At 30.7% G+C, this 26,426-nt stretch carries 19 protein-coding genes; 4 read left to right on the forward strand and 15 right to left on the reverse strand.

Annotated elements, in window-relative coordinates:
* The first annotated feature begins 507 nt into the window (after nucleotides 1-507).
* From ACWOBP_RS04875 to ACWOBP_RS04890, 4 genes are all read left to right on the forward strand, one after another.
* Complete coding sequence (locus ACWOBP_RS04875; RefSeq protein WP_455337717.1) at nucleotides 508-1,236, forward strand: metal ABC transporter ATP-binding protein; 729 nt, start codon at nucleotides 508-510, stop codon at nucleotides 1,234-1,236.
* Nucleotides 1,229-2,059 carry a metal ABC transporter permease subunit gene (locus tag ACWOBP_RS04880; protein ID WP_455337718.1) on the forward strand — a complete coding sequence of 277 codons (831 nt, stop codon included), beginning with the start codon at nucleotides 1,229-1,231 and terminating at the stop codon, nucleotides 2,057-2,059. The genes ACWOBP_RS04875 and ACWOBP_RS04880 overlap by 8 nt, the downstream gene beginning before the upstream one ends.
* Before the next feature lie 212 nt (nucleotides 2,060-2,271).
* A complete protein-coding gene (locus tag ACWOBP_RS04885; protein WP_455337719.1) occupies nucleotides 2,272-3,222 on the forward strand; it encodes a metal ABC transporter substrate-binding lipoprotein in 951 nt (316 codons plus the stop codon).
* A gap of 107 nt (nucleotides 3,223-3,329) precedes the next feature.
* Nucleotides 3,330-4,241 carry a TDT family transporter gene (locus ACWOBP_RS04890; RefSeq protein WP_455337720.1) on the forward strand — a complete coding sequence of 304 codons (912 nt, stop codon included), beginning with the start codon at nucleotides 3,330-3,332 and terminating at the stop codon, nucleotides 4,239-4,241.
* A gap of 55 nt (nucleotides 4,242-4,296) precedes the next feature.
* On the opposite strand, the gene ACWOBP_RS04895 is transcribed toward ACWOBP_RS04890, so the two are convergent.
* From ACWOBP_RS04895 to ACWOBP_RS04965, 15 genes are all read right to left on the reverse strand, one after another.
* Entirely contained in the window at nucleotides 4,297-4,788 is a 492-nt protein-coding gene (locus ACWOBP_RS04895; protein ID WP_455337721.1) for a hypothetical protein, read from the reverse strand.
* A gap of 42 nt (nucleotides 4,789-4,830) precedes the next feature.
* Nucleotides 4,831-8,385 carry a chromosome segregation protein SMC gene (smc, locus tag ACWOBP_RS04900; RefSeq protein WP_455337722.1) on the reverse strand — a complete coding sequence of 1,185 codons (3,555 nt, stop codon included), beginning with the start codon at nucleotides 8,383-8,385 and terminating at the stop codon, nucleotides 4,831-4,833.
* Between the two features lie 21 nt (nucleotides 8,386-8,406).
* A complete protein-coding gene (rnc, locus tag ACWOBP_RS04905; RefSeq protein ID WP_455337723.1) occupies nucleotides 8,407-9,120 on the reverse strand; it encodes a ribonuclease III in 714 nt (237 codons plus the stop codon).
* Between the two features lie 97 nt (nucleotides 9,121-9,217).
* Nucleotides 9,218-10,351, reverse strand: coding sequence for a radical SAM family heme chaperone HemW (gene hemW / locus ACWOBP_RS04910; RefSeq protein WP_455337724.1), 1,134 nt, complete (start codon nucleotides 10,349-10,351; stop codon nucleotides 9,218-9,220).
* Nucleotides 10,351-12,168: a translation elongation factor 4 gene (lepA, locus tag ACWOBP_RS04915; protein WP_060914437.1), complete on the reverse strand. Its 1,818-nt coding sequence runs from the start codon at nucleotides 12,166-12,168 to the stop codon at nucleotides 10,351-10,353. Before lepA ends, hemW begins: the two co-directional genes overlap by 1 nt.
* Nucleotides 12,169-12,180: 12 nt before the next feature.
* A complete protein-coding gene (locus tag ACWOBP_RS04920) occupies nucleotides 12,181-12,966 on the reverse strand; it encodes a RecX family transcriptional regulator (protein ID WP_455337725.1) in 786 nt (261 codons plus the stop codon).
* Between the two features lie 149 nt (nucleotides 12,967-13,115).
* Complete coding sequence (locus tag ACWOBP_RS04925; protein WP_455337726.1) at nucleotides 13,116-14,630, reverse strand: ABC transporter permease/substrate-binding protein; 1,515 nt, start codon at nucleotides 14,628-14,630, stop codon at nucleotides 13,116-13,118.
* The gene (locus ACWOBP_RS04930; RefSeq protein ID WP_455337727.1) at nucleotides 14,630-15,358 is read right to left on the reverse strand and encodes an ATP-binding cassette domain-containing protein; all 729 of its coding nucleotides are present in this window, start codon (nucleotides 15,356-15,358) and stop codon (nucleotides 14,630-14,632) included. The genes ACWOBP_RS04925 and ACWOBP_RS04930 overlap by 1 nt, the downstream gene beginning before the upstream one ends.
* Nucleotide 15,359: 1 nt before the next feature.
* Nucleotides 15,360-15,818, reverse strand: coding sequence for a MarR family winged helix-turn-helix transcriptional regulator (locus tag ACWOBP_RS04935; RefSeq protein ID WP_455337728.1), 459 nt, complete (start codon nucleotides 15,816-15,818; stop codon nucleotides 15,360-15,362).
* Nucleotides 15,819-16,146: 328 nt separating this feature from the next.
* Complete coding sequence (locus tag ACWOBP_RS04940; protein ID WP_455337729.1) at nucleotides 16,147-16,530, reverse strand: hypothetical protein; 384 nt, start codon at nucleotides 16,528-16,530, stop codon at nucleotides 16,147-16,149.
* A gap of 204 nt (nucleotides 16,531-16,734) precedes the next feature.
* Nucleotides 16,735-18,393 (reverse strand): SulP family inorganic anion transporter, encoded by a 1,659-nt coding sequence (locus ACWOBP_RS04945; protein WP_455337730.1) that lies wholly within the window; start codon nucleotides 18,391-18,393, stop codon nucleotides 16,735-16,737.
* A gap of 343 nt (nucleotides 18,394-18,736) precedes the next feature.
* Nucleotides 18,737-19,633 carry a tRNA (adenosine(37)-N6)-dimethylallyltransferase MiaA gene (gene miaA, locus ACWOBP_RS04950; RefSeq protein ID WP_455337731.1) on the reverse strand — a complete coding sequence of 299 codons (897 nt, stop codon included), beginning with the start codon at nucleotides 19,631-19,633 and terminating at the stop codon, nucleotides 18,737-18,739.
* 8 nt (nucleotides 19,634-19,641) lie between these two features.
* On the reverse strand, nucleotides 19,642-21,765 hold the full coding sequence (gene mutL, locus ACWOBP_RS04955; RefSeq protein ID WP_455337732.1) for a DNA mismatch repair endonuclease MutL: 2,124 nt from the start codon (nucleotides 21,763-21,765) through the stop codon (nucleotides 19,642-19,644).
* A gap of 5 nt (nucleotides 21,766-21,770) precedes the next feature.
* Nucleotides 21,771-24,533, reverse strand: a complete 2,763-nt coding sequence (gene mutS / locus ACWOBP_RS04960; RefSeq protein WP_455337733.1) for a DNA mismatch repair protein MutS — start codon at nucleotides 24,531-24,533, stop codon at nucleotides 21,771-21,773.
* 316 nt (nucleotides 24,534-24,849) lie between these two features.
* On the reverse strand, nucleotides 24,850-26,426 hold a 1,577-nt coding region (locus ACWOBP_RS04965), incomplete at its 5' end, for an SIALI-17 repeat-containing surface protein (protein ID WP_455337734.1).

Here is a 26,426-nt window from a genome sequence, read left to right on the forward strand (position 1 = left end):
TTTAACGCGTAAATATATACTGTATATTTACACCTTTCCAGTAAATAAAATCTCACTATTTTTTACTGAAATAATAGTATTTTTATAGTTTAAATACAAGAAGCATAGTATACTATTGTTTAAAATTTAATCTTTTTATATAACTAGATTTTTATTAATATTTTACAAAAAAAAAACATCTATTTTTTAAAGAAAATTTTATTTTTCTCTTGTTTTTTGTATATACTTCTGTTATACTTATAAGTGAAGTAATTAATATATTACTTCATATGTTCTTTTATTATAAGTCTCCCTAGCTTATAATAAAGACTTTTCATATTTACTCCCTTATTTCTACCTTACAATATTTTTTGTAAGGTAGGTTTTTTTTCGTTAAAATTCGTTTTTTTTTTTTTCTTTTTAGATGAATTCATATTTTTTTCTGAATACAACAAAATTCACTTGACTTATTTTCTTTCCTAAGGTAAACTTTAATGTATATAGAGAATAATTAAAGAAGGGAAAAATATGATAAAAATAGAAAAATTAAATGTCACCTATAACCAGACACCAGCCCTTTTTGATATTAATTTAGAAATAAATGGACCTGGAATTATAGGGATAATAGGCCCTAATGGGGCAGGTAAATCTACTTTAATAAAAGCAATATTAAATATTATACCCTCAACAGGTAGTACTCAAATAGATGATAAGATTTCAAAATATAATCTAGATCATATTGCATATGTTGAACAAAAAATAAATATTGACTATAATTTTCCAATTAAAGTGCGAGAATGTGTTTCATTAGGATTATATTCAAAACTTGGTATTCTAAGAAAATTAAAAAAATCTGATTGGCAAAAAGTTGACGAGGCTTTAAAAATTGTCGGTTTAGAACAATTCTCTAATCGCCAAATTAGTGAACTCTCTGGTGGACAATTTCAACGTGTACTAATTGCTCGTTGTCTTGTTCAAGAAGCAAAATATATCTTTCTAGACGAACCATTTGTTGGTATCGATTCAGTTAGTGAAGAAATAATAATGAATACATTAAGAAATCTTCGAGAAAAAGGTCATACAATATTAATTGTCCATCACGACTTAAGAAAAGTTCATTCTTATTTTGATAATGTCTTATTACTAAATAAAGAAGTTATCTCATATGGTGAAACTGAACAAACTTTCACTAGAGAAAATTTAACAAAAGCATATGGTACTGACTTATTCTTTATGGGAGGTGGTACTAATGATTAAAGATTTTATCGACGGATTATATAGTTTTCATTTTTTACAAAATGCTTTAATCACTGCTATTGTTATTGGAATCGTAGCTGGAGCAGTTGGATGTTTTATTGTTCTAAGAGGAATGTCATTAATGGGAGACGCAATTTCTCATGCAGTTCTTCCAGGTGTGGCTCTATCTTTTATATTAGGTATAGATTTCTTTATTGGTGCAATCGTATTTGGTCTATTAGCATCAATAATCATAACATTCATCAAAGGTAATTCTATAATTAAAAGTGATACAGCTATAGGAATAACATTTAGTTCATTCTTAGCTCTAGGAGTTATCTTAATTAGTGTAGCGAAAAGTTCCACTGATCTTTTCCACATCTTGTTTGGTAATATTCTAGCAGTACAAGATTTAGATATGTATATTACTATAGGAGTTGGAGTTTTTGTTCTTTTAGTTATTAAACTATTTTTCAAAGAATTACTCTTGACTTCATTTGATGAACTATTAGCAAAAGCAATGGGGATGAAAGTTAATTTCTATCACTATCTACTAATGATATTATTAACTTTAGTGTCTGTTACTGCAATGCAAAGTGTTGGTACAATTTTAATTGTAGCAATGCTGATTACGCCAGCAGCAACTGCATATTTATATGCAAATAGCCTAAAAACTATGATATTTTTATCATCTACAATCGGAGCAAGTTGTTCTGTATTAGGATTGTTTATAGGTTATTCATTCAATATCGCTGCAGGATCTAGTATAGTTTTAACACTTGCCGTAGTTTTCGCAATAAGTTTCTTTATTGCTCCAAAACAACGCTTTGTTAAACATAAATAACTTAGATAATAATACTCAAGAATAAAGTAGAATATCATATATTAAATATAATAACCCCTTTAAATAAACTTATTAATATATAAAATACTTCCAGAACAAGTTTATTTAGAGGTGTTATTATGAAAGTTTTAATTGATAATGATTATTATTAATTATGTAAATCTATTTTATTTTTGAATAAAATTATAAAATAAATAAAGGAGGCCTATACTATGAAAAAATTAGGTTTTAAAAAATTAAGTTTTCTAGCGCTTATTTTCACACTAGCTGTTGGACTATTTGCTTGTTCTAGCGCTAAGCAAGGTTCTAGTTCTAACGAAGCTACTAAATTAAAAGTAGTAGCAACTAACTCTATTATCGCAGATATTACAAAAAATATCGCCGGTGATAAAATTGATTTACACAGTATCGTTCCAGTTGGTCAAGATCCACACGAATACGAACCGCTTCCTGATGATGTTAAGAAAACATCTGAGGCAAACCTTATCTTATACAACGGTATAAACCTGGAAACTGGTGGTAATGCTTGGTTTACAAAATTAGTTCAAAACGCTAAAAAAGAGGAAAACAAAGATTACTACGCTGTAAGTGAAGGTGTTGATGTAATTTATCTTGAAGGACAAAATGAAAAAGGTAAAGAAGATCCACATGCTTGGTTAAATCTTGAAAATGGTATGATTTACGCTAAAAATATTGCTAAACAATTAGAAGCTAAAGATCCTAAAAATAAAGATTTCTATGAAGCAAATCTTAAAACGTATTTAGAAAAACTATCTAAATTAGATAAAGAATCAAAAGATAAATTTAACAATATTCCAGCAGAGAAAAAAGTGATAGTAACTAGTGAAGGAGCTTTTAAATACTTCTCTAAAGCATACAATGTGCCTTCAGCTTACATTTGGGAAATCAATACTGAAGAAGAAGGAACTCCAGATCAAATCAAAACTTTAGTTGAAAAATTACGTAAAACTAAAGTACCTTCTCTATTCGTAGAAAGTAGCGTTGACGAACGTCCAATGCAAACTGTATCAAAAGATACTAACATTCCAATTTACGAAAAAATCTTCACTGATTCAATTGCTGAACCAGGACAAAACGGAGATAGCTACTACAGCATGATGAAATGGAACTTAGATAAAATTTCTGAAGGATTAGCTAAATAACTATATTATAAAATCTCATGTACATTTTTATGTATATGAGATTTTATATTGATTTTTCATATGAAATCATTTACAATTAAAAGTGAGAAAATCATTAGGAGTTACTTATGAATATAATTAAAAATTTACCTACCCCTATTGCAGGTTTAGCATTAGGTTCAGTCGCACTAGGAAATTTATTACAACCATATTCCCTTTCACTACAGTTATTATTTAATACATTATCTTTGATAATAATCGTACTTTTAACTATCAAATTTGTGTTAGAATTTGACAAATTAAAAAAAGAATTGGCAAATCCAGTTATAGCAACTGTACTAGCAACATATCCAATGAGTATTATGCTTTTAAGTTCATTTTCAAAAAAATTTATAGGTGCTTACAGTATACCTTTTTGGATAGTTGGAATTCTTCTAGATTTTTTTGTTGTATGTTATGCTATTTATAAATTTATACTAAAAGAAAGACATATAAGTAATATCTATCCAACCTGGTTTATCACCTTCGTTGGACCGGCAGTTGTAACTGTAACAGCAATAAATTATAACTTAGAAACACTAGGTTTAATTTATTTCTATTTTTCATATATTAACTATTTAGTATTATTACCATTTGTTCTTTATAGAGTCTATAGGTATAAACATTATAATGATGGAGATTATCCTACTATTACTGTATTTTCTGCACCTGGCGGACTATTACTGGCTAGTTATATGATTGGAATTACACAAAAAAGCAATATAATATTAGCAATATTAATACCACTTACAATATTATTGTTCATATTTGTTTTAATTCAATTACCTTATCTATTAAAAAGAAAATTCTATCCAAGCTTTTCTGCTTTCACATTCCCATTAGTGATTTGCGCTATAGCATTTCAAAAAACTGGAATATATTATCAAATAGCTGAATTTTCTATTTTGAATATTTTAATTCATCTAACTGAGTTACTAGCAATAATTATTGTAATTTATGTATGGTATGGGTTTATAAGAAACTTAGCTTATAAAAATTAAATAATCTAGTATACATTCAAAGGACACAGTTCAAAATTGTACTGTGCCCTTATTTTTATATATTTTTCTTTGGATGCCTATCGATAACATCTTGATTATCAAGTAGAGCTTTTTCTCCTTTTGGAGTTGGTTTATAACCTCTTATAGAGAAAAGTTTAGCTAACTCTTCTTCATTAAAATTTTCTTCAAGTGCTTTATCTAAATCAGCTGCTTTTAATTTAGATAGTCCTTTAACTCCTTTATCTTTAAGAATATTTTTCTTAATAGTTGAATTAATATGATCTAACGAAGAAAATGCACTTTCAACTTCTACATATCCTTCATCTTCTAATTTTTTCAAGTTCTCAGGAGCATTTATACCATACGTATATTCGAAGTATTTAGGAAACCATGTTTCAGTAGTAAATGTTCCAAAGCCTATTCTCCAAAGTAATATAATATCACCAGCAAGAAGATTATCCTTTAAAGTTAACATATTTCTTTTTGGCACTGGTTTTGCATCCAATAGCCACTCATCAATATTTCTTTCTGGAGAGACATACGGCATGTTTTCATGTGATTTATAAATTTCTAAAATTCTTTAATCCATCTACTCTATTACCTCTTCAAAGTTCTCAATAACATCTTTCAACTCTAATTCTAATATATAACTAATACCTTTTTCTTGCATTGTTACTCCATATAAAGTATCCATAGCTTCCATCGTTCCACGTCTGTGCGTAATAACTAAGAATTGATTATGTTCAGCATAAACTTTTAAGAATTTAGCAAATCTATTAACATTCTCCTCATCCAGTGCCGCTTCAACCTCATCAAGCACTACAAATGGAGGATTTTTAACTTGTAATATCGCAAATAATAAACTTATTGCAGTTAAAGATTTCTCTCCACCTGATAATAATGAAAGGTTTTGAAGTTTTTTACCAGGAGGTGAAGCTTCGATTACTATCCCAGTATTTAATATATCATTCGGTGATTCTAATGTCATATCAGCATAACCACCTTTGAATAATTCTTTAAATATTTTATTAAAGTTCTCTGCTACTTGAACAAATGTCGTTAAGAAGCGTTCTTTTACTTCTTTATCAATCTCTGCAATAGTCTCTTCAAGTTTTTCTTTCGCCTCTACAAGATCGGTAATTTGCTCATTATAGAAATCATAACGTTCTTTAACCTCTTCAAATTCAGCAATAGCATTCAAGTTAATATTACCTAAATCCACTATCTCTTTACGAAGTCTTACTACATCATCTTTATATGAAGGTACTTCTTCAATATTTTCAGCAGTCAATCTATCAGATACACTTTCATACGTTACATTATAATTAGTAACAAGGTTTTCTAGATATTCATCAATTTTAACTTCTATCTTCGTCTGTTCTACAGTTAATTTTTCAAATTCTGAAGTTTTTTGACGTAGACTTTCATTATTTCTTTGCTGAGCTACAGTGATTTCTTTTTCTCGTTTGAATAATCCTGTTTTTTCCATATCAAGATCTGATAATAGGGTCTTAAGCGCCGTTAATCTTTCACTACACTCAGCAATTACTTTAGAGTTATTTTCTAAAATTTGAAGTTCATCTTCCTCACTTAAAGACTCAGCATCTTTAGACATTTCTAATCTTGCTAGTTGCTCATTTACATCTGCTATATCAACTAATAATGATTCTATTAACTCTAAACCATGCTTGGTTGTTTCCTCTAATTTTGATTTTTCAATCTTAAGTTCAGCAATTTTTTCTAAGAACAATTCTTCAGCGCTTTGAGCATTTTGTTTCTTGCTGCTTTCATCTTTAATTTTCTCATCAAGTTTAAGTAACTCTGCTTTAATTTTCTCAAGACTTTGAGTTAATTCAACAATATTACTCGAATTATCTTCAGTATCTTTGAATTCTAGTAATTTTTTCTCATTTAATTCTATATTTTCTTTAATATCTATAATTTCAGAGTTTTTATGATTTATGCTTAATTCTAATTGCTTAAGTTTTAAAATTACCTCTTCTTTAGTTGATTTTAGACTTTCAACTTCATTTATTACTTCTTGTTGTTGATTTTCTAATAAATTTTTCTCATTGTCTAACTTCTCGATTTTTTCATTTACTTTAACAAGATTTTTTGAAAGTTCAGCAAGTTCTGCCTTATGTTTAATAGATGAGTTATTATTTTTATTAATAGCACCACCAGTGATAGATCCACCACTATTAATGATTTGTCCATCTAGTGTAATAATTCTATTTCTAAAATTAATTTTACGAGCTATTCTATTGGCATTATCCATATTATCTACAATAATAACAAGCCCCAATAAGTGAGATATTATGTTTTTATACTCACTATCAACAGTTATAAGATTCTCAGCTATATTGATGAATCCTTCTTCATTTACAACCGTTCTATAAACGTCATTCGCTATAGCTTTTGCTTTAATATTATTTAATGGTAAAAATGTAACTCTACCTTTATTAGTTTTCTTTAGATGATTAATACATTGTTTAGCAACATTCTCATTTTCTACAATAATATTTTGTTGTGCTTGCCCTAAAGCAATATCAATAGCAACAGCATACTCGTTTTCAAATTTTACAATATTCGCTACACTATTGTGTACACCCGCTAGAGAATCTTTATTAGCAAGAATTTCTTTTACTCCAATATTATAAAAGCTTAAATTATTGATCTGATCTTCTAAGAACTTCTTACGATTTTCCAGATTACTCTTGAAGTTGTATCCTGTACGAATTTGTTCCTCGATATTTTTCCCGTTTGAATTAATTAAAATATTTTTTTCAACTAATATATCAAGTTCTTTTTGAAGATTAGCTAGCTGTTCATTTAGAACTTTTTGTTCTTCAGTAGCACCTGTTAGCTCTTCTGTTTTTATAGCTAAAACTTGTTTTTGTCTTTCTATATTATCTAGAATTTCTTTACTGCTCTCATCAGCACTCTCTAGATTTTTCTTAGCGAATTCAATACTATTTTCCAGTTTGGTTTCTTCGTTAATTAAGCTATAGTAGTTATCTTTTAGCTCTTCTATATTTCTTTCAATTAATTCTAATTTACTCTCTTCTCCTGATTCTAACGAAGAGATTTCTTTATTAATCTTTTGAATTTTACTTTTAGTTTCTGCATTCAGATTTTCTCTTTCCGCTAACTTACTCTCAAGATTTTGTTTTCTTTCCTCAAGATATTTAATATCATCATTAATTTTTTCACTTCTAAGTGTTCTATTATTCTTTCTTTCCTGAATTACACTTAATTGTGATTGAAGAGATTCTTTCTTCTGAACTAATTCTAACTCTTCATCATGATATTTCATGTAAGTTCTATCTAGAGAAACTAAACTATTCTTAATAGTCTCTAAATCCTTAATAAGTTCTTCTTGTCTACTTTCAAGTCCAAGTTTTTCAGATTCTTTCTCATGTTTAACTTGTAGCAAATCTGCAAGTTTTTTTTGATATTCAGCAATATTATAAACATTTAATAATATATCTTTTTCTTCAAGTTCTTTAGAATAATCTAGATACTTTTGTGTTTTATTCTTTTGATCTTCTAAGATTTCATAACGCCCTGAGATTTCTGAGAAAATATCGTTTAATCTCATTAAATTGTCATTTGTTTTTTCTAATTTTAGATTAGTTTCTTTTTTCTTGTTTTTATACTTTAATACACCTGATGCCTCTTCTATAATAGCTCTACGATCAACAGGCTTAGATGAAATAATATCTTCTACCTTACCTTGAGTAATAATACTATAGCTCTCTTTGTTAATACCAAGATCCAGATACATATCTGTAATATCTTTTAATTTAGCACGTTTGTTATCAATGTAATACTCACTATCTCCATTTCTATACAAACGTCTTTTAATTTCACAACTATCTTCTCCGTTAGAAAATATTACCGCTACTTCAGCAAAGTTTTTTCTTTTCGCATCTTCAGTCCCCGAAAAGATAACATCTTTCATGCTACTACCACGTAAATTTTTAGCAGACTGCTCCCCTAAAACCCAACGAATAGCATCAATTATATTACTTTTTCCCGAACCATTAGGCCCAACAATCCCAATTAAATTGTTTCTAAATTCAAAAGTTGTTTTTTTCTGAAAAGACTTAAAACCAGTAACTTCAACCTTTGCTAATTTCATATTTTTATCCTTTCATTATTATTAAATATCATTATAACCTAGTTTTTCTAGTGCCTGTTTAGCTGAAAGCTGCTCTGACTCCTTTTTCGTCGTCGCAGTTCCACTCCCATATTGTTTTTCATCAATTATAACAGCACTTGTAAAAGTTTTTGAATGTGATGGTCCACTAGAATCAAGTATTATATACTCGATTTCACCAAATTTAATTTTCGAAATATACTCTTGTAATATAGTTTTATAATCTACAAAACTATGATATTCAAGATCTTGAACTTCTGTAAATAATGTATTATTTAAGAAAGTTTTTACAACTTCAAGATTTGACTCTAGGTACATCGCTCCTGTGAAAGATTCAAAAATATCAGCAAGTAAAGCTGATCGACTTCTTCCACCCATCTTTTCTTCCCCTTTTCCTAGATAGATACATTTATCTAAACCAAGTTGCAAAGCATATTTAACCAATGTTTTTTCACAAACAATAGATGCACGTAATTTAGTTAGCTCACCTTCAGGAAGCTCAGAAAATTTCTTAAATAAAAATTCACTTGTTGTAAGTTCAACAACAGCATCTCCTAAAAATTCTAGACGCTCATAATTCAAATGCTTCGCGATTCTTTTCTCATTTGTATAAGACGAATGAGAAAATGCATTTTTAAAATTTTCGCTGAATTTCAAATTAAAACCATACTCTTCATTCAAATTATTAAGTAATCTTTCTATATATGTTCGCTCCATAATAGTTCTCCTTTCTTTTATTAGGAGAAACTCAATAATTTTACTTAAATTATTCAAGTCTCCCCCATAAAATTATTCTCATTATTAAAATACGTTATTAATCCAATAAAAACTCAGAGAATACATCATTTCCATAGAATAGTCCTTTTCTAGTCAAACGCAGTTTATTACCTTCAATCTCTAAGTACCCTTCTCTTATGTTTTTATCAATCACACCTTTGAAGATTTCTTCAGCTCTTTTTCCATATTTTTCTTCAAAAATATCTAAATCCACACCTTTTAAAAGGCGTAGTCCTAAGAACATTTCCTCTTCGATTCTCTCCTTAGGTGTTATTATATTTTCTTCACGTCTAGCATGTCCCTTCTCTAACATACTGTCTATATAGAATTTTAATGCTCCTTGATTAGCATAACGTACTCCATCAATATAACCATGCGCTCCTGCTCCAAGACCATAATACTCTATGTTCTTCCAGTAGCTGCTATTATGAACACTCTCATGACCAGGTCTAGCAAAATTACTGATTTCATACTGTTCATAACCATTTTCTGTTAAGAAATTAATGACCTCATTGTACATTTTCTCTTCTGTTTCATTCGAAGGCAATGTAACTTTCTTATCTCTCACCTGATTATAAAGCTTAGTCTTTTGTTCCAAAATCAATGAATAGCATGAAATATGACTAATATTATACTCTGCAACCTTCTTCATACTGTCATATAGGTCATCCATAGTTTGCTTCGGTAGTGAAAACATTAAATCTACATTAATATCCTCAATCCCATGTTTTTTACAATTAGCAATCGCCATATCTACATCATCAGCAACATGTCCTCGTCCAAGAATTTTTAACAACTCATTATTAAAAGTCTGAACCCCCATACTAATTCTATCAACTCCGTAGCCCTTTACCAAAGCAACCCGAGAATCAACAAGATCCTCAGGGTTAGCTTCAAAAGTAAATTCACGCAGTTGTTGTGGAATTTTATTTCTTAATGCAGTTAGTAAACGATGAAGTTGCTCATCACTCAATGCACTCGGTGTTCCACCACCAATATAAATAGTTTCAACATTTTGAATGTTTTCCATACTCTCGATTTCTTTAATTAAGCAATCTATATACTTATCGACAGGTTGTCTTTGTATATAAAACTTATTGAAATCACAGTATGAACAAATATACTTACAAAATGGAATATGAATATATACTCCGCGTGGATAACTTTTCATTATTCTTCATCCATTTTCAGAACAGCCATAAAGGCATCTTGAGGAACTTCTACGCTACCAACAGCTTTCATTCTCTCTTTACCTTTTTTCTGTTTCTCTAATAGTTTACGTTTCCTACTGATATCCCCTCCGTAACATTTAGCAAGAACGTTTTTACGCATTGCTTTAATAGTTTCACGAGAGATAATTTTATTTCCAATTGCAGCTTGGATAGGAATTTCGAATTGTTGTTTTGGAATAAGTTTTTTAAGTTTTTCTACAATAACTTTACCACGTTGGTAAGCAAATTCTCTGTGAACAATGAAACTTAAAGCATCGACTTGTTCACCATTTAATAGAATATCCATCTTAACAAGGTTACTATCTTTATATCCAGTTAATTCATAATCAAATGATGCATATCCTTTTGTATTAGATTTAAGTTGATCGAAGAAATCAAAGACAATTTCTGATAAAGGTATATCATAAGTAATATTAACTCTTGTATCATCGATATATTCCATATTTAAGAAGATACCACGTTTCTTCTGACAAAGATCCATAACAGCACCCACATAGTCATTTGGTACCATAATACTCGCCTTAACAAATGGCTCAGTAATCTTATTGATTTTTTGTGGATCTGGCATCTCTGATGGATTTGATACATCTACCATAGTTCCATCAGTTTTTTCAACTTTGTATATAACTGACGGTGCAGTAGCAATGATATCAATGTTAAATTCACGTTCAATACGCTCTTGGATGATTTCCATGTGTAACATTCCTAAGAACCCACATCTAAATCCGAATCCAAGCGCTTGTGACGTTTCTGCTTCATATTGTAAAGCTGAGTCATTAAGTTCTAATTTTTCTAATGCTTCACGTAAATCATTATATTTTGATGAATCGATTGGGTATAATCCACAGAATACCATTGGATTTAATTTTCTATATCCAGGTAATGCTTCTTTAGCAGGATTATTAGCTAATGTGATTGTATCCCCCACACGAGTTTCACTTACATTTTTAATAGATGCACAGATAAATCCTACATCCCCTGCAGTAAGTTCATCAACGATTTTCTCTTTAGGTGTGTGAATACCAACTTCAGTAACCTCGAACACACCACCAGTAGCCATCATCTTAATCTTATCTCCAGCTTTCACAGTTCCGTTCTTAATACGTACTGAAACGATAACTCCTCTATACGCATCGTATAATGAGTCAAAGATTAACGCTTGAAGTGGTTCAGCAGCATCACCAGATGGAGCTGGAACATATTCTACGATTTGTTCTAAGATTTCATCAATACCAATACCCGCTTTAGCAGAAGCTAGTACGATATCATCTGTTGGTAATCCAATTACATCTTCAATCTCAGTCTTAACTTTTTCAGGATCAGCTGCAGGTAAGTCGATTTTGTTGATAATTGGAATAATTTCTAAATTATTGTCTAATGCTAAGTATACGTTAGCTAAAGTTTGGGCTTCAATACCTTGAGCAGCATCAACTACTAAAATAGCACCTTCACATGCTGCAAGAGAACGTGATACTTCATAAGTGAAGTCTACGTGTCCCGGTGTATCTATTAAGTGGAAAATATACTCTTCTCCATTTTTAGCGGTATATTGTAATTGAACTGCATTAAGTTTAATTGTAATACCTCTTTCACGCTCAATATCCATTGAATCAAGAAGTTGTGCTTTCATTTCACGTTGTTCTAACGCCTTTGTTTTTTCTAAAATTCTGTCCGCAAGAGTCGATTTCCCGTGGTCAATATGTGCAATTATAGAAAAGTTCCTTATTTTCTTTTGCCTTTCATTTCTTTTATCCATTTTATTCTTCCTTTACAAATCTTGTTTTTCTACGTAGTCTTTAGCTGTATAATACGAAAAACCATCCCTTATTAGCTTTTCAATCAGCTTTTGTTTAAGCGCATATCCTTCATATCTGCGACTATAACTTTGATAAGCCCTTTTAAAATGCTCATCTAATATTTCATCTTCATTCTCGTCTTCATAGTCTTCGAAAAATATGTCAAACACCTTTCTTATTATATCAGATGTAAAGCCATTTGTATAAAGTTTTTGTGTTATTTTTTGAACTTTTTTATTTTTCGTTTCTCTCCTTACTTTATACTCACGTTCAATAATTTTATAGAGCATTTCAATCATTGCTTCTTCAGTACAAATCTTCGCAATATTTTCTTCAATAACGTCTTTATCCAAGCCTTTTTCTAATAATTTTCTTTGTATCCAATAAGGTCCTTTTAGATTAAGATTAAAATAATCTGTTACTGCAGCTTCTACATAGTGATTATCATTCAAATAACCGATTTCTATTAATTTCTCTATCGCATCATTAATGACATTATCAGCAATCTCTTTCTTCTGAAGATATTCTCTTATATCCTGCTTTGTTCTTAGACCAAATTGTAAATAATGTACTGCTTTACTATAGGCACTTTCGATACTTTCATGAGCTATGATTTCTTTTAATTGCTCTTTTGATAAATCTATTTTTTTTATAAGTCCATATTTAATAATCGTATTTTCAGAAACATAAAAATGTTTACCATTTTCTAAATCTATTTTATACTTAACTTTTAGCTTTGTTATATTTGTAACTTGCAAATTTACACCTACTTTCTACATTCCTTGCTAAAAAACTCTTACCTTTAATTTTATCAAAAATCATATAAAAAAGGAAATGTTAGAAAGAAAAAATTCCCAAAGCATAAGGCTTGGGAATTTCTCATCTTATTTTTGTTATAGATACTAGATTATTTTTTTATTAATCCTTCTTTTTGTAGGTATTCTTTTGCTACATCATAAGCAGGTTTACCTTCAATATCTACTTTGTAGTTCATTTCCGTCATTTCTTTTTCTGTTATTTTTCCAGAAAGTTTATTTAAGATTTTTTCAAGTTCAGGATGTTTTTTCAACGTCTCTTCTCTTAACAACGGTGCTCCTTGATATGGTGGGAATAAATGTCTATCATCATTTAATAATTTAAGCTTATTAGTTATTATTTTACTATCCGTTGAGAATACATCGATAATATTTACATCACCATTTGAAATAGCTTGATATTTTAACGCTATTTCCATAGTTTTAACATTTAAATTTAAGTGATAAAGATTTTTAAGTCCTATACCACCATCTTCTCTATCATTAAATTCCAATGAGAATCCAACTTTTGAAGAATTTTCTACTAATTTTATGTCTGAAATATTATTTAATTTATTTTTATTTGCAAAATCTTCTGTTACGGCTAAAGCATAAGTATCTTGGAATTTTGTAGGTTTTAGGTACACAAGACTATCTTGTTCAAAAATTTTATTTTTAGCAACCTCATAAACCTCATCAGGATCATTAGAAGCAACAGTCTGAGGTGTTTTTAATAATGTTGTAGTAACTGTACCTGTAAATTCTGGATAAATGTCAATACTTTTACCTTTTAACGCCTCGTATAAGAAACTTGTTTTACCAAAATTAGGTTTAACCTCAACATCAATATTAGTCTCATCTTCTATTAAAAGTTTATACATATTAATTAATATCTCAGGCTCAGCTCCTATTTTTCCAGCTATTATTAGTTTATCATTAGATATTTTTCCAACTGGAAGGAAGCTGATAGTTAAAGCCACTACAGCTGCAAGTAATGAAGCTAAAATTGTTTTAGGCTTTTTATCTTGTAAAAATTTAATTAATAACCCAAATAGAATCGCTAATATTGCAGATGAAATAGCTCCAATTAAAATTAACGCTGAGTTATTTCTATCTATTCCTAGTAAAATAAATGAACCTAATCCACCTGCTCCTATTAAAGCGGCAAGAGTTGCTGTACCAATTATCATAATACTCGCAGTTCTCACACCACTCATAAGTATTGGCATAGCAAGTGCAAGTTTAAATTTTTTCAACTTCTCTAGTTTTGTCATACCAAAGGCTGTTGCAGCTTCTTCTAACGATGGATCAATCTCCGATAATCCAGTAATCGTACTTTGTAATATTGGAAATATTGCATAAATTACCAATGCCACGACTGCTGGTAATGTCCCTATACCCGTAAACGGAATAAATAAACCTAGTAATGCAAGAGAAGGAATAGTTTGGAAGATACCCGTAATTTGTAAGAACCATTCACTTGTCTTTTTATTCCCCGAAATAATTATCCCTAACGGAACTGCTATAAAAATTGCAATAATAAGTGATAATAATGAAATTTGAAGATGTTCATATAAGCCAGTTATCCAATCGCTCTTTCTTTCTAAAAATGTACTTACTAAATTCATTATTTATTCCCCCTTGCAAAAAATTCACGAACAAAGTCATCCGCAGGATTTTCTTTTAGTACTTCTGGTGTAGCAATTTGAACCACCTTACCTTCTTTTAAAACACAAATTCTATCAGCAAGTTTCATCGCTTCATCCATATCGTGAGTTACAAAAACCGTCGTCATTTTATATTCATTGTGCAAAGTTTTTATTAAATCCTGTAATTGAACTTTACTAAGTGGGTCTAGTGCCGAAAATGGTTCATCCATCAGTAAAATTTTAGGATTAGCAATTATCGCTCGCAATATTCCAACTCTCTGTTTCTCTCCTCCAGAAAGTTCTTTAGGAAGACGATTCATATAATGCTTAGGATCCAATCCTACTTTTCTTAGTAAATCTTCTGTTTTTTCTTTAATTTCCTTTTTATCAAAGTTTTTCATTTCTGGAATTAGCGCAATATTTTCTGCAACCGTAAGATTCGGAAACAGTGCAATTTGTTGAAGAACATATCCAGTTTTAAGTCTTAATTCCCTTAAATCATAGTCTTTCAATCTCTTATCTTCAAAATGAATATCACCCTCAGTTTGTTCTATTAACCTATTTATTAATTTTAATGTTGTTGTTTTTCCACTTCCACTAGGTCCAACTAGAACAAAAAACTCTCCTTCTTGTATTTCAAAATTCAATCCATCAAGTATTAACCCATTTGTGGAACAACATAATGAAACATTATTATATTTAATCATATTATATTTCTCCTTTCAATACTAGTTTTTCAATATTTTTCTTCATATTATCATTAAAGATTGTATAGTATTCTATAAATAGTTTTTGTTGATCATTTGAAAGTTGTCCTATTGCTTTTTCTTCAGCCTCTCTTAGAGGATCCAAAATTTTCGATGCATATAAGTAACCTTTTTCTGTCAGTCTAACTATTTTCTCTCGCCTATCTTTTTCTTGTTCCTCAAAATAAATATATCCTTTTTCCTTAAAAGTTTTCATTGCTGCACTAACTACTTGTTTCGTAGAATATGTTTTTTCACAAATAGTATTTTGAGTTATTCCATCCTTTGTATAATAAAGACAGGTTAAGATTAATAGCGATTTACCTTGCAAACCATTTTTTCTAGCATAGTACTCATATAATGAGTTGTTTTCATATTTTTTTCTAGAAAACATGCTTGAGTATTTTAATAGACTATTCACTTATTTTCACTCCCTACCTAAAGTCACAAGTATTATCAGTGATAATACTATGGACATACACTTTATCTTAAAATTTCAAAGGTATTTTTTGTTTTTACATTTATTCTTCATTTTTATGAATAATGAAAAGCAATTCCAAATCAGTAAAATCTTTTGACTATTATCTTATTAAAAAACTTATTAGTGATTTTTTAAATACTAATGAGTTCATTCTACCTCTATAGTTTACAATTGTCAATAATTTAGTTTTCATGAAAATAGACAATCGATAAATATTTTACCAATTGTCTTAAAATTTTATTAAATTCATATTTAACAATATTAACGCCTATTTGACCTCTATCCTTTGTTTTATCTTGTTATAACAACGAATAACATTGATACGTTCCAATAAATATGGTAATAAAATAATAACAATAATAATAGAATTTATTACTTTATTTAATGTTTCTCCAAAGACTCCTATCAGTAGTCCTTTATTTATAATTGAGATAAATAGATAGATACAACACAGAATAGCTGTCCCTAGATTTACCATCCAGAATATTTTCGTATTGGTCTTCTTAGTACTAAAATACTCTATCTCTTCATCTGATAACTTTGTTAAAAGTATTTTCTCTTTTTTAATTATCTCTCTAGATATTCCACATACTATCAAATAAAAAATACAGAATATCATCGAAAATACTTCTAATAAAATTTCTGAATTCATAATATTCACCTCCATTTAAATTTATTATATTACACTACCTGTACAAAAAATTACCCATATATACAACTTAGAATGGAGAAAGGGGCCGATAAAATAATCAGCCCCATATATTATGAAAAAAAATATTATTAAGTTTTGTTATGTTTATATTATATATCTCGTACCTTAGGTGAACTTTAGACTGTAATTAAAATTTACCTAAATCTATTGTTGTCCTAACTTCTCCGCTCTTTCTAAAGATACATCGATATTCTCACATATATTTTCTTTACCCATTTTTTCTATAAATCCAGCCTTTTCCATAACATGATATGGCTGTTCATTTACGTGCGAAAGTATTAATGTCAAACCACGTTTTTTACAAGTCTCCAATATTTCTTCTAGTACTTCTAATCCCGAAATATCCATAGCTGGAACATTACGCATTCTTATAATTAAAACATTTTTTCCTTCTCCATGTTCAAAGTTAGTAAATACATTTGCTGCTCCGAAGAATAAAGCTCCAAAAATTTCATAAACTATAGTATTATCAGGGACATATTTTAAATCAACTTCTTCAGATAACTTATCATCATCAGATGAGCCTTTGTATGCCCATTGTCTTACTTCTGCAATATCTGCCATACGTTTTAAGAATAAGAACGCGGCTAATACCATACCGAACTCTATCGCGATTACTAAATCGAAGAATAATGTTAACAAGAAAGTAATAATTAATACCGCTATATCACTTTTCGGTGCAGTCTTTAACATTCGCACACAAATACGCCAACCACTCATATTATACCCTACAATTATTAATATCGCAGCCAAGCAACTCATCGGAATATACGATGCATATGGCATTAAAAATAATAATATTAGTAATAAAGTAAATGCGTGTACCATTCCAGATACCGGTGTTCTACCACCATTTTTTACGTTAGCTGCTGTTCTCGCAATTGCGCCTGTTGCAGGTATCCCTCCAAAAAGTGCCGACATAAAGTTCCCTACACCTTGGGCTACTAATTCTGCATTAGATTTATGCTTGCTTCCTGTCATACCATCAGATACTACAGCAGATAATAGCGATTCTATAGCGGCTAATATTGCGATTGTAAATGCCGGTAAAATCATCTCTCTAATTAGTGAAAATGAAATTGTAGGCATTGTAAAGCTAGGAAGCCCTGCTTTAATCGTATATAGATCACCAATAGTTTTAACCGGTAATTTGAAAATAGCTACTAAAAATGTTGTAACTAGTATTGCGATTAAAGAACCCGGTATTTTCTTCGATACCTTTGGCCAAAATATTTGAATTAGTATGGCAAGTAATCCTATCGCTAAAGTGACAAAACTAATACTTTTTATATTATGCCCGTAAGCTACTAATTTTCCAACAAACTCCGCTGGAACTGCTCCCATACTTAATCCTAGGAAATCTTTCACCTGACCGACTACTATTCCCATAGCAATCCCTAATGTGAAACCAATAGTAATTGTTTTAGGAATAAATTTGATTAAGTCCCCAAAATGAAATAACCCCATTAGAATTAACATAACTCCTGCCATAAGGGTTGCTACAGTTAATCCTGCAATTCCATGTTCAGCTATAATTCCATATATAATAACAACAAAAGCAGCTGTAGGCCCACCAATTTGAACCCTACTTCCACCTAAAAATGAAATAAAAAAACCTGCTATAATCGCAGTATAAAGACCTTGTTCTGGATTAACCCCAGATGCAATTGCCAAAGCAATTGATAAAGGCAATGCTATAACAGCTACTATCAAACCAGCAATTATATCTTTTAAGCATTGTTCCTTTGTATAATTTTTCATTACACTAAATAACTTCGGCTTAAGATATTTAAATGAATTCATCTTCTCCTCCTATTTACTGAGAATCTTTAGTATTACTAGTTTAGCACATAACGAATAAAAACTCTAGTTAAATTAGAAAACCTCTTGAAATATTTTAAAATTTCATAATATATCTTCTCACAATTAGAGTTCAATCTATTATATAATAAATTATATCTTGTTATAAATTTTAAAAAAGAGGTTGCTCTAAACGTTCTAGATTTTTAATAAAATTACAAGAAAACTCATAGACGCAGTGGTTTATTGATATCTAAATTCGCTTTATAAAAGCTTTTTAGATATCTAATAAACTGTGCGGGGGTGACTCGACAAAATCTTGTTTCCAGAAATCACGATTTTTGAGTCACTCCCTAAATTTTCCTTTGATGTCTTTTGTAACGTCTGCCAAAAGTCCATCATTGGCGGTATCGTACCAAGTTCCATCCATTTTGTTTCTGAACCATGTTAACTGACGTTTTGCATAACGGCGTGAATTCTGAGAAATATCTGCAATAGTGTCTTCTTTAGAAACATTACCATTAAGATACGGAATCATCTCCTTATACCCTATTGCTCCTAGAGCTTGCAGTTCTAGACCATATTCTTCTATAATTTCTTTAACTTCCTGCTCAAGCCCTTCTTCAAACATCAATTCAACACGCTTATTAATTCGATTGTATAGAACTTCTCTATCGGTATTAAGAACTATTAAAAATGGATTATAACAATCTAGAACGGTATCTCCATTGTTATTTGCCGTTACAGATTTCTTTTCATTCATCACATAATTATATGCATTAATTACACGACGATGATTTTCTAGGTCAATCGCATTATAGGTATCTGGATAATTCACTTTTAGATATTCTCTTGCCATATCGACATCAATATCATAAGTTTTTTCCTCTAAATCAGTAAACTCATAATTATTTAGAACAGCATTCATATAAAAACCAGTTCCACCGATTAATAAAGGCATCTTCCCTCGAGCATATATTTCTTCAATTTTCTTACGTGCAAGTTTTTGAAAATCATAGACAGAACATGTATCAGTAGGTTCTAGTTCATCTATCAGATGATGAACTATCCCATCCATTTCTTCTTTTTTCACCTTTGCAGAACCTATATCAAATTTTTTATAAATTTGAACACTATCTATAGAGATTATTTCACAGTCGAACTCTTTTGCAAGTTCTATACTAAGTGACGTTTTCCCAACTGCAGTTGGTCCGACTATCGCTATTAAAGGTATTTTTTCCATCTTACCTCCTACACTATACGCTTAAACATTTTTTCTAAATCTTTCTTCTCCATTTTTGTAATTATCGGTCGTCCATGTGGACACGTAAATGGATTCTTGCATTCATAAAGATCACTAATAACCTTATTCATCTCAAAATCTGTAAGAACTTGATTTGCTTTTATAGACATTTTACAGCTTGCCATAGCAATTGCATCATTTCTTAATTCGTTGAAAGTTATATTGTTGTTTCTAAGAACCTTCTCAACAATAATTTTTATCATTTGCTCTTCATCTTCTTCTATCCAACCAGGAAATTCACGAACAACATAAGAATTATCTCCAAACTCCTCAAAAACAATACCAAGTTCTTCAAATTTTTCTAAATTATTACGAACCTCAGCCGCTTCTTCTACAGAAAAATCAAACATAAGCGGTATTAACATCTGTTTTTTATAATTCTTTCTTTCAATAAATTCACGTTGTAATTTCTCATAATTATATCTTTCTGCAGCAGCATGCTGATCTATAAGGAATAACTTATTGTCAGCCTCTGATAAGATATATGTTTTAAAGATTTGTGCCAATACTTTTAAATCAGGTAGCGTACGAACCTTTGTATCATCATCTTGAACAATTTTCGCATCTTTGATTTCATTAAAATGACTATCATCTTTTACTACATTAGAAACTACTTTTTCTGTACGATCATCATAACTTGCGTTATCTTCTTTTTTAGAGAAATTCATGAAGTTCTCTATCTCTTTTTTAGTAGGTTTATCACCAAACTTATTTCTATTATCACGAGGATGTGAACTATAACTTAAATCCGGTAAATCACTCTTAATTCTCTGAGTTTTACTTCTTTGATTAAACGTGTTTTCTTTACTTTGTACTGGAGTTTTTTCTTCACGAGAATTAGTTAACAAGTCTCCTCCAAAAAGAAGTTCATCTTCTTGAATAACATGACTTACTACTTCTTCTTGAGTATCAGGGAAACTAAGTTCAACTTCTAAATCAACCTCAGGTTCTTTTTTCTCTTCTGAAAAAATATTCTTGTCTTCTACATCTCCAAATTTATTATCCAGTTCATCTAAGAAATTTATTTTTTCGATTTTCGCTTTTTCTTTTTTAGTAAGAACATTATTCATACCTTGTGGAATATATGTATAATTACTTAATCTTTCAGCGATAACCTCTTTGATTAAACGTATTAACTCCGCTTCTTTCGATAATCTCACTTCTTGCTTAGTTGGATGCACATTTACGTCTAATAAAATTGGATCCATCTCGATATTAATTACACATAAAGGATACCTATTAATCATTAATAGCGTTCCGTAAGCATCAATTATAGCATTTTGAATTCCATAATTTTTAATATAACGACCATTGATGAAAATATTTATATAATTCTTACTAGCTCTCGTCTCTTCAGGAACAGAAATATAACCAAATACTTTGTAATCATCGTTATTACCGCTAAATTCAATCATATTTCTAGCAACACCCATATTATAGATTTTAGATAAAATCTTATGAACATCACTATCACCATAAGTTTTAAAAGTAATCTTTCCATCTACATGTAGTTCGAAAGCTACATTAGGATAAGATAGAGCGAACTTATGAATAATATTAGTAATATTTGCTTGTTCTGTATGCGGATTGCGCAGATATTTCAACCTTGCTGGTGTATTATAAAATAAATTCTCTACACTTAAATCAGTCCCCTTAATAGGTGCATAGTATTCCTCAGAAACTACTTTTCCACCTTCAAGAACTAACATTTTCCCTTGTGCTTCTCCTGCACAACTCTTAATTACTACTTTACTTACTGATGAAATACTCGCTAATGCCTCTCCTCTAAAGCCTAGCGTTTCTATATGAAATAAATCATAGTCAGCACTTATTTTACTAGTCGCATGACGTAAAAACGCACGTGCCAAATCATCATTAGAAATACCACTACCATTATCAATAATTCTAATTTGTTGGATACCAAATTCTTTAATTATAATTTTGATATTAGTACTTCCTGCATCGATAGAGTTTTCCACAAGCTCTTTAACAACAGAAGAAGGTCTTTCGACAACTTCTCCTGCTGCTATTTTATTTGATAATTCTGCAGATAATATATTTATTTTTCCCATTTAATTTATTTCACATCCTCACTTATTTTTCGTTGTAATTCATAAAGAAGATTAAATGCCTGCATTGGAGTTGTTTCTAAGAAGTTTACACTTTCTAATTGCTTTTTGATTTCATCAAATTTATCATTATCACTATCGAAATCTAATTGTAATTTTGCATAATTTTTCTTCGATTTCTCTTCAGCTTTTAGTTGTTTTCTAATAGTTTTCTCTAATTCTTCTTTAAGTTCTTTTTCTAGTTCTTGACGGAGTTGTGCTCTTAAAACTTCTTCGTCTACTTTTACAACATCTTCTTTAACTACTCTGCTACTGTATTCTTTTTCTAGTTCTTGATGTATTTTTTCTCTTAGTTTTTCTTCAGATTCTGATGATGAAACATCACTTAATAACACTTTGTTATATCTAGCATTATCTACTAGATCTTCACTACCTTTATTACCACTTTCTAATTCTCTTAGGATTTTATTAGCACCTACAATAACATCTTCTGGTAGATGAGCAAGTTGAGCAACATGTATACCATAACTCTTCTCGATAGGTCCTTCATTAATTTTATATAAGAAAATTAGCTTTCCATGATCTTCTTTCGCAGAAACGTGGATATTTTTTATTCCCTGGGTAATATTTTCCAATTTTGTAAGCTCATGATAGTGAGTTGAGAATAATGTTTTACATTTGATAGTATTATTAATGTATTCTAATATCGATTGAGCTAAGGCAATACCATCATATGTCGATGTTCCACGACCAATTTCATCAAAAATTAATAATGAATTTGCAGTAGATTCGACTAAAGCATTCTTCGCTTCAATCATCTCAACCATAAACGTTGATTTACCACCAGCCAGATCATCACTCGCACCTATTCTCGTAAATATTTTATCGAAGATTGGTAGATTCGCAGAAGTCGCTGGAACGAAAGATCCAATTTGTGCAAGAATCACTATTAGAGCAAGTTGTCTCATATAAGTAGATTTACCAGACATATTCGGTCCTGTAATAAGCAAGATATTATTATCTTTATCTACTTTGCAATCATTACTAATATAACTATCAGCACTCACATTTCTTTCGACAATCGGGTGGCGACCATCAACAATATCAATAATATTATTATCATTGAATTCAGGTTTTACATAACCATATTCTTCCGCTACATCAGACAATGAAACAAACACATCAATATCACTTAGAGTATTCGCAACTCTCTGTAATCTTACTATATAATTATGAATCTTCGTCTTAACTTCTTGGAATAGTTGTAATTCTAACTCTTCAATTTTTGTCCTAGAGTTTACGATATGTTCTTCAACTTTTTTCAGTTCTTCAGATACGAATCTCTCACAATTGGAAAGTGTTTGTTTCCTATGATAACCTAGTTCTGTTGGATCTATAGTCTTAAGCCCCACTTTAGACACCTCGATAAAGTAACCGAAAATCTTATTGTATCCAACTTTTAGATTTTTAACCCCAGTTCTCTCTTTTTCACGTTCTTCGATTTCTAATAATATTCTATTCCCGTTTTTACTAGCATTTTTATAACTATCTAATTCTTCATTAAAACCTAATTTAATTACATTTCCATCTTTAACTGTTTGACCAGCATCCTCGTGAATTGTCGCTTCAAGATAGTCGTATAAATCTGTTAATTCATCGATATTCTCTGCAATATCTTTTAATTTATTAGATTCAAATCCTAATAACAATTTCTTAATTTCTGGTATTTGAGCCAATGTTTTCTTTAGATTTAATAATTCCTTAGGACTTACAATATTATAAGAAACTTTTGTAGAGATTCTCTCAAGGTCATATACTTCTTTCAAACTAGTTTTCACATCAGCTTTTTCAAAATAATGTTTAGTAAAATCTTCTACGATTTCCTGACGTTTTTTAATTTCTTTAAAATCTAGTAATGGATTTTCTAACCATTTTTTAAGTTTTCTTGAACCCGCAGCTGTTGATGTTTTATCCACAATGCTAAGAAGAGAACCTTTTTTTCCTCCGTTAGCCATGTTTTGAGTAACTTCTAAGTTTTTTAACGAGTAGTTCGTCATATAAACAAACTTATCTTTGAAATATACTTCAAAATCTTTTAAGCTCGAAATATCTTTATTTTGAGTTTTTTCTATATAATCTAAAAGAACATCACATGCAATACGAAGATTACTATCAGTAATATTACTTGTTTTCTCCTTAGTAATCTCCTTATTTAAATCAACTTCAGTAATATAAGCACTAATATCCAACTCTTGATCTTTTATGCTAATTACTTCCTTAATGTTATTCTTAAGTACTTCATCCTGAAGGTCAGTCATGTTTTTAAGAACAGTACAACGGCTATCTCCTGTCATAATGTCACAAAACGCGAAGTAGATATTATTATCCTTTACATATGCACTACCTAGGTAATTATTCTCATCGTAGTTTTTGTAGTTCATATAAGTCCCTGGTGTGATTACCTGAACTACCTTACGCTCTACAATTTTCCCTTGACCAGGTTCAGAAACTTGTTCACATATCGCTACTTTATATCCGTTATTAACTAAAGTATCAATGTAAGCTGCTGATGAGTGAAATGGAACTCCACACATAGGAATTTTTTCAGCTCCTCCATCACGAGCAGTTAAAGTTATTTCTAATATTTTTGACGCTCTAGTCGCATCTTCAAAGAACATCTCATAAAAATCACCAAGACGGTAAAATACAAACGTATCTTGATAATCTTTTTTTATCTTCAGATATTGTTCTATCATTGGAGTATATTTCATCTCAAAAGTTCCTTTCTCTTTATTTCTTCCATGTATTTATAACATATATAATTTTAGCATAAAACAGCATTTTTTAGTAGTCAGACACGTAATAAAACATATAATAAAGAAATAATTTGATACTAATATACTTACTAGAAAATCTCTTATCTCTTTTCATCAAATTCACAGCTGGGATTTCTTCCCATCTCCCAAATTTAGTATACAGACAAAAAATCCAAGAAATGAACATTTTGATTCATTCTTGGATTTCTTGTTTTCTTCAGTTATCTAAACAGATAATTTCAAAAATTTATTATCGATGATTTAGTAATTACTATTCTTCATCTTTTTTACGTCTTTTAGCAACAGCTAATAAACTTCCTAGTACAGCTAATCCTAAACCTGCTAACCCTGTATTAGTTTCAGCTTCACCAGTATTTGCTAGACGTTTTGTAGCTTTTTCTACTTTAGCAGTTGGAGTTGGTTGTGGTTTGTTATCTCCACCTTGCTCTTCTCCGTTATCTGCTGGTTTTGTTGGTTTAGTTGGAGTAACTTTTCTAAAGATATGCGTTACAACATCATCTTTAGTTTCTGTTCTTACGAATTCGTATCCTTCGATTTCTCCAGCTTCTAATGCTTCATTAGCTTCACCTAAAACTGCTGGAGCTTTCGCATCAGCCGCTTTAAGCTCTTTACCATCCTCATTAGTCCATTTAGTGATAATTAACTGAACTTTTGGTAATTCTGCTGGATCTGGAAGTTCACCATTTACACCATCTTTGAAGTCTGGTACTTCAACAACTGGTGGTGTGATTAAGTTTCCATTCTCGTCTACTCCTGGTGTACCAATTGTTCCTGTGTATTCTGGAACTTCTACAACTGGTGGTATGATTAAGTTTCCATTCTCATCTACTCCTGGTGTAGATATTGTTCCTGTGTACTCTGGAACTTCTACAACTGGTGGTGTGATTAAGTTTCCATTCTCATCTACTCCTGTTGAACCAATAGTTCCAGTATACTCTGGTACTTCTACAACTGGTGGAATGATTTGGTTTCCTTCTTCATCTACTCCTGGTGTTCCAATTGTTCCTGTGTACTCTGGTACTTCTACAACTGGTGGTGTGATTAAGTTTCCATTCTCGTCTACTCCTGGTGTACCAATTGTTCCTGTGTACTCTGGTACTTCTACAACTGGTGGTGTGATTAGGTTTCCTTCTTCATCTACTCCCGGTGTTCCAATTGCTCCTGTGTACTCTGGTACTTCTACAACTGGTGGTGTGATTAGGTTTCCTTCTTCATCTACTCCCGGTGTTCCAATTGCTCCTGTGTACTCTGGTACTTCTACAACTGGTGGCGTGATTGGGTTTCCTTCTTCATCTACTCCCGGTGTTCCAATTGCTCCTGTGTACTCTGGTACTTCTACAACTGGTGGCATGATTGGGTTTCCTTCTTCATCTACTCCCGGTGTTTCAATTGTTCCTGTGTACTCTGGTACTTCTACAACTGGTGGTGTGATTAGGTTTCCTTCTTCATCTACTCCCGGTGTTCCAATTGCTCCTGTGTACTCTGGTACTTCTACAACTGGTGGTATGATTGGGTTTCCTTCTTCATCTACTCCTGGTGTTCCAATTGCTCCTGTGTACTCTGGTACTTCTACAACTGGTGGTGTGATTAGGTTTCCTTCTTCATCTACTCCTGGTGTTCCAATTGCTCCTGTGTACTCTGGTACTTCTACAACTGGTGGCGTGATTGGGTTTCCTTCTTCATCTACTCCCGGTGTTCCAACTAGTTTCGCTGGTACTTCTACTTCGTTTCCTGCTTTCGGTAGTTTTCCATCTTCTTTTACTTTTGGCGTTTCATTTGTTTTCGCTTCTGGTAATTTGTCGTTTGGTACTGTTACTGTTCCGTCCG

This window comes from Gemella parahaemolysans (assembly GCF_053758945.1).

Coding starts and splice junctions, on each gene's coding strand:
- ACWOBP_RS04875 (WP_455337717.1), top strand. CDS start 508: ATGATAAAAATAGAAAAATTAAATGTCACCTATAACCAGACACCAGCC.
- ACWOBP_RS04880 (WP_455337718.1), top strand. CDS start 1,229: ATGATTAAAGATTTTATCGACGGATTATATAGTTTTCATTTTTTACAA.
- ACWOBP_RS04885 (WP_455337719.1), top strand. CDS start 2,272: ATGAAAAAATTAGGTTTTAAAAAATTAAGTTTTCTAGCGCTTATTTTC.
- ACWOBP_RS04890 (WP_455337720.1), top strand. CDS start 3,330: ATGAATATAATTAAAAATTTACCTACCCCTATTGCAGGTTTAGCATTA.
- ACWOBP_RS04895 (WP_455337721.1), bottom strand. CDS start 4,788: ATGCCGTATGTCTCTCCAGAAAGAAATATTGATGAGTGGCTATTGGAT.
- smc (WP_455337722.1), bottom strand. CDS start 8,385: ATGAAATTAGCAAAGGTTGAAGTTACTGGTTTTAAGTCTTTTCAGAAA.
- rnc (WP_455337723.1), bottom strand. CDS start 9,120: ATGGAGCGAACATATATAGAAAGATTACTTAATAATTTGAATGAAGAG.
- hemW (WP_455337724.1), bottom strand. CDS start 10,351: ATGAAAAGTTATCCACGCGGAGTATATATTCATATTCCATTTTGTAAG.
- lepA (WP_060914437.1), bottom strand. CDS start 12,168: ATGGATAAAAGAAATGAAAGGCAAAAGAAAATAAGGAACTTTTCTATA.
- ACWOBP_RS04925 (WP_455337726.1), bottom strand. CDS start 14,630: ATGAATTTAGTAAGTACATTTTTAGAAAGAAAGAGCGATTGGATAACT.
- ACWOBP_RS04930 (WP_455337727.1), bottom strand. CDS start 15,358: ATGATTAAATATAATAATGTTTCATTATGTTGTTCCACAAATGGGTTA.
- ACWOBP_RS04940 (WP_455337729.1), bottom strand. CDS start 16,530: ATGAATTCAGAAATTTTATTAGAAGTATTTTCGATGATATTCTGTATT.
- ACWOBP_RS04945 (WP_455337730.1), bottom strand. CDS start 18,393: ATGAATTCATTTAAATATCTTAAGCCGAAGTTATTTAGTGTAATGAAA.
- miaA (WP_455337731.1), bottom strand. CDS start 19,633: ATGGAAAAAATACCTTTAATAGCGATAGTCGGACCAACTGCAGTTGGG.
- mutL (WP_455337732.1), bottom strand. CDS start 21,765: ATGGGAAAAATAAATATATTATCTGCAGAATTATCAAATAAAATAGCA.
- mutS (WP_455337733.1), bottom strand. CDS start 24,533: ATGAAATATACTCCAATGATAGAACAATATCTGAAGATAAAAAAAGAT.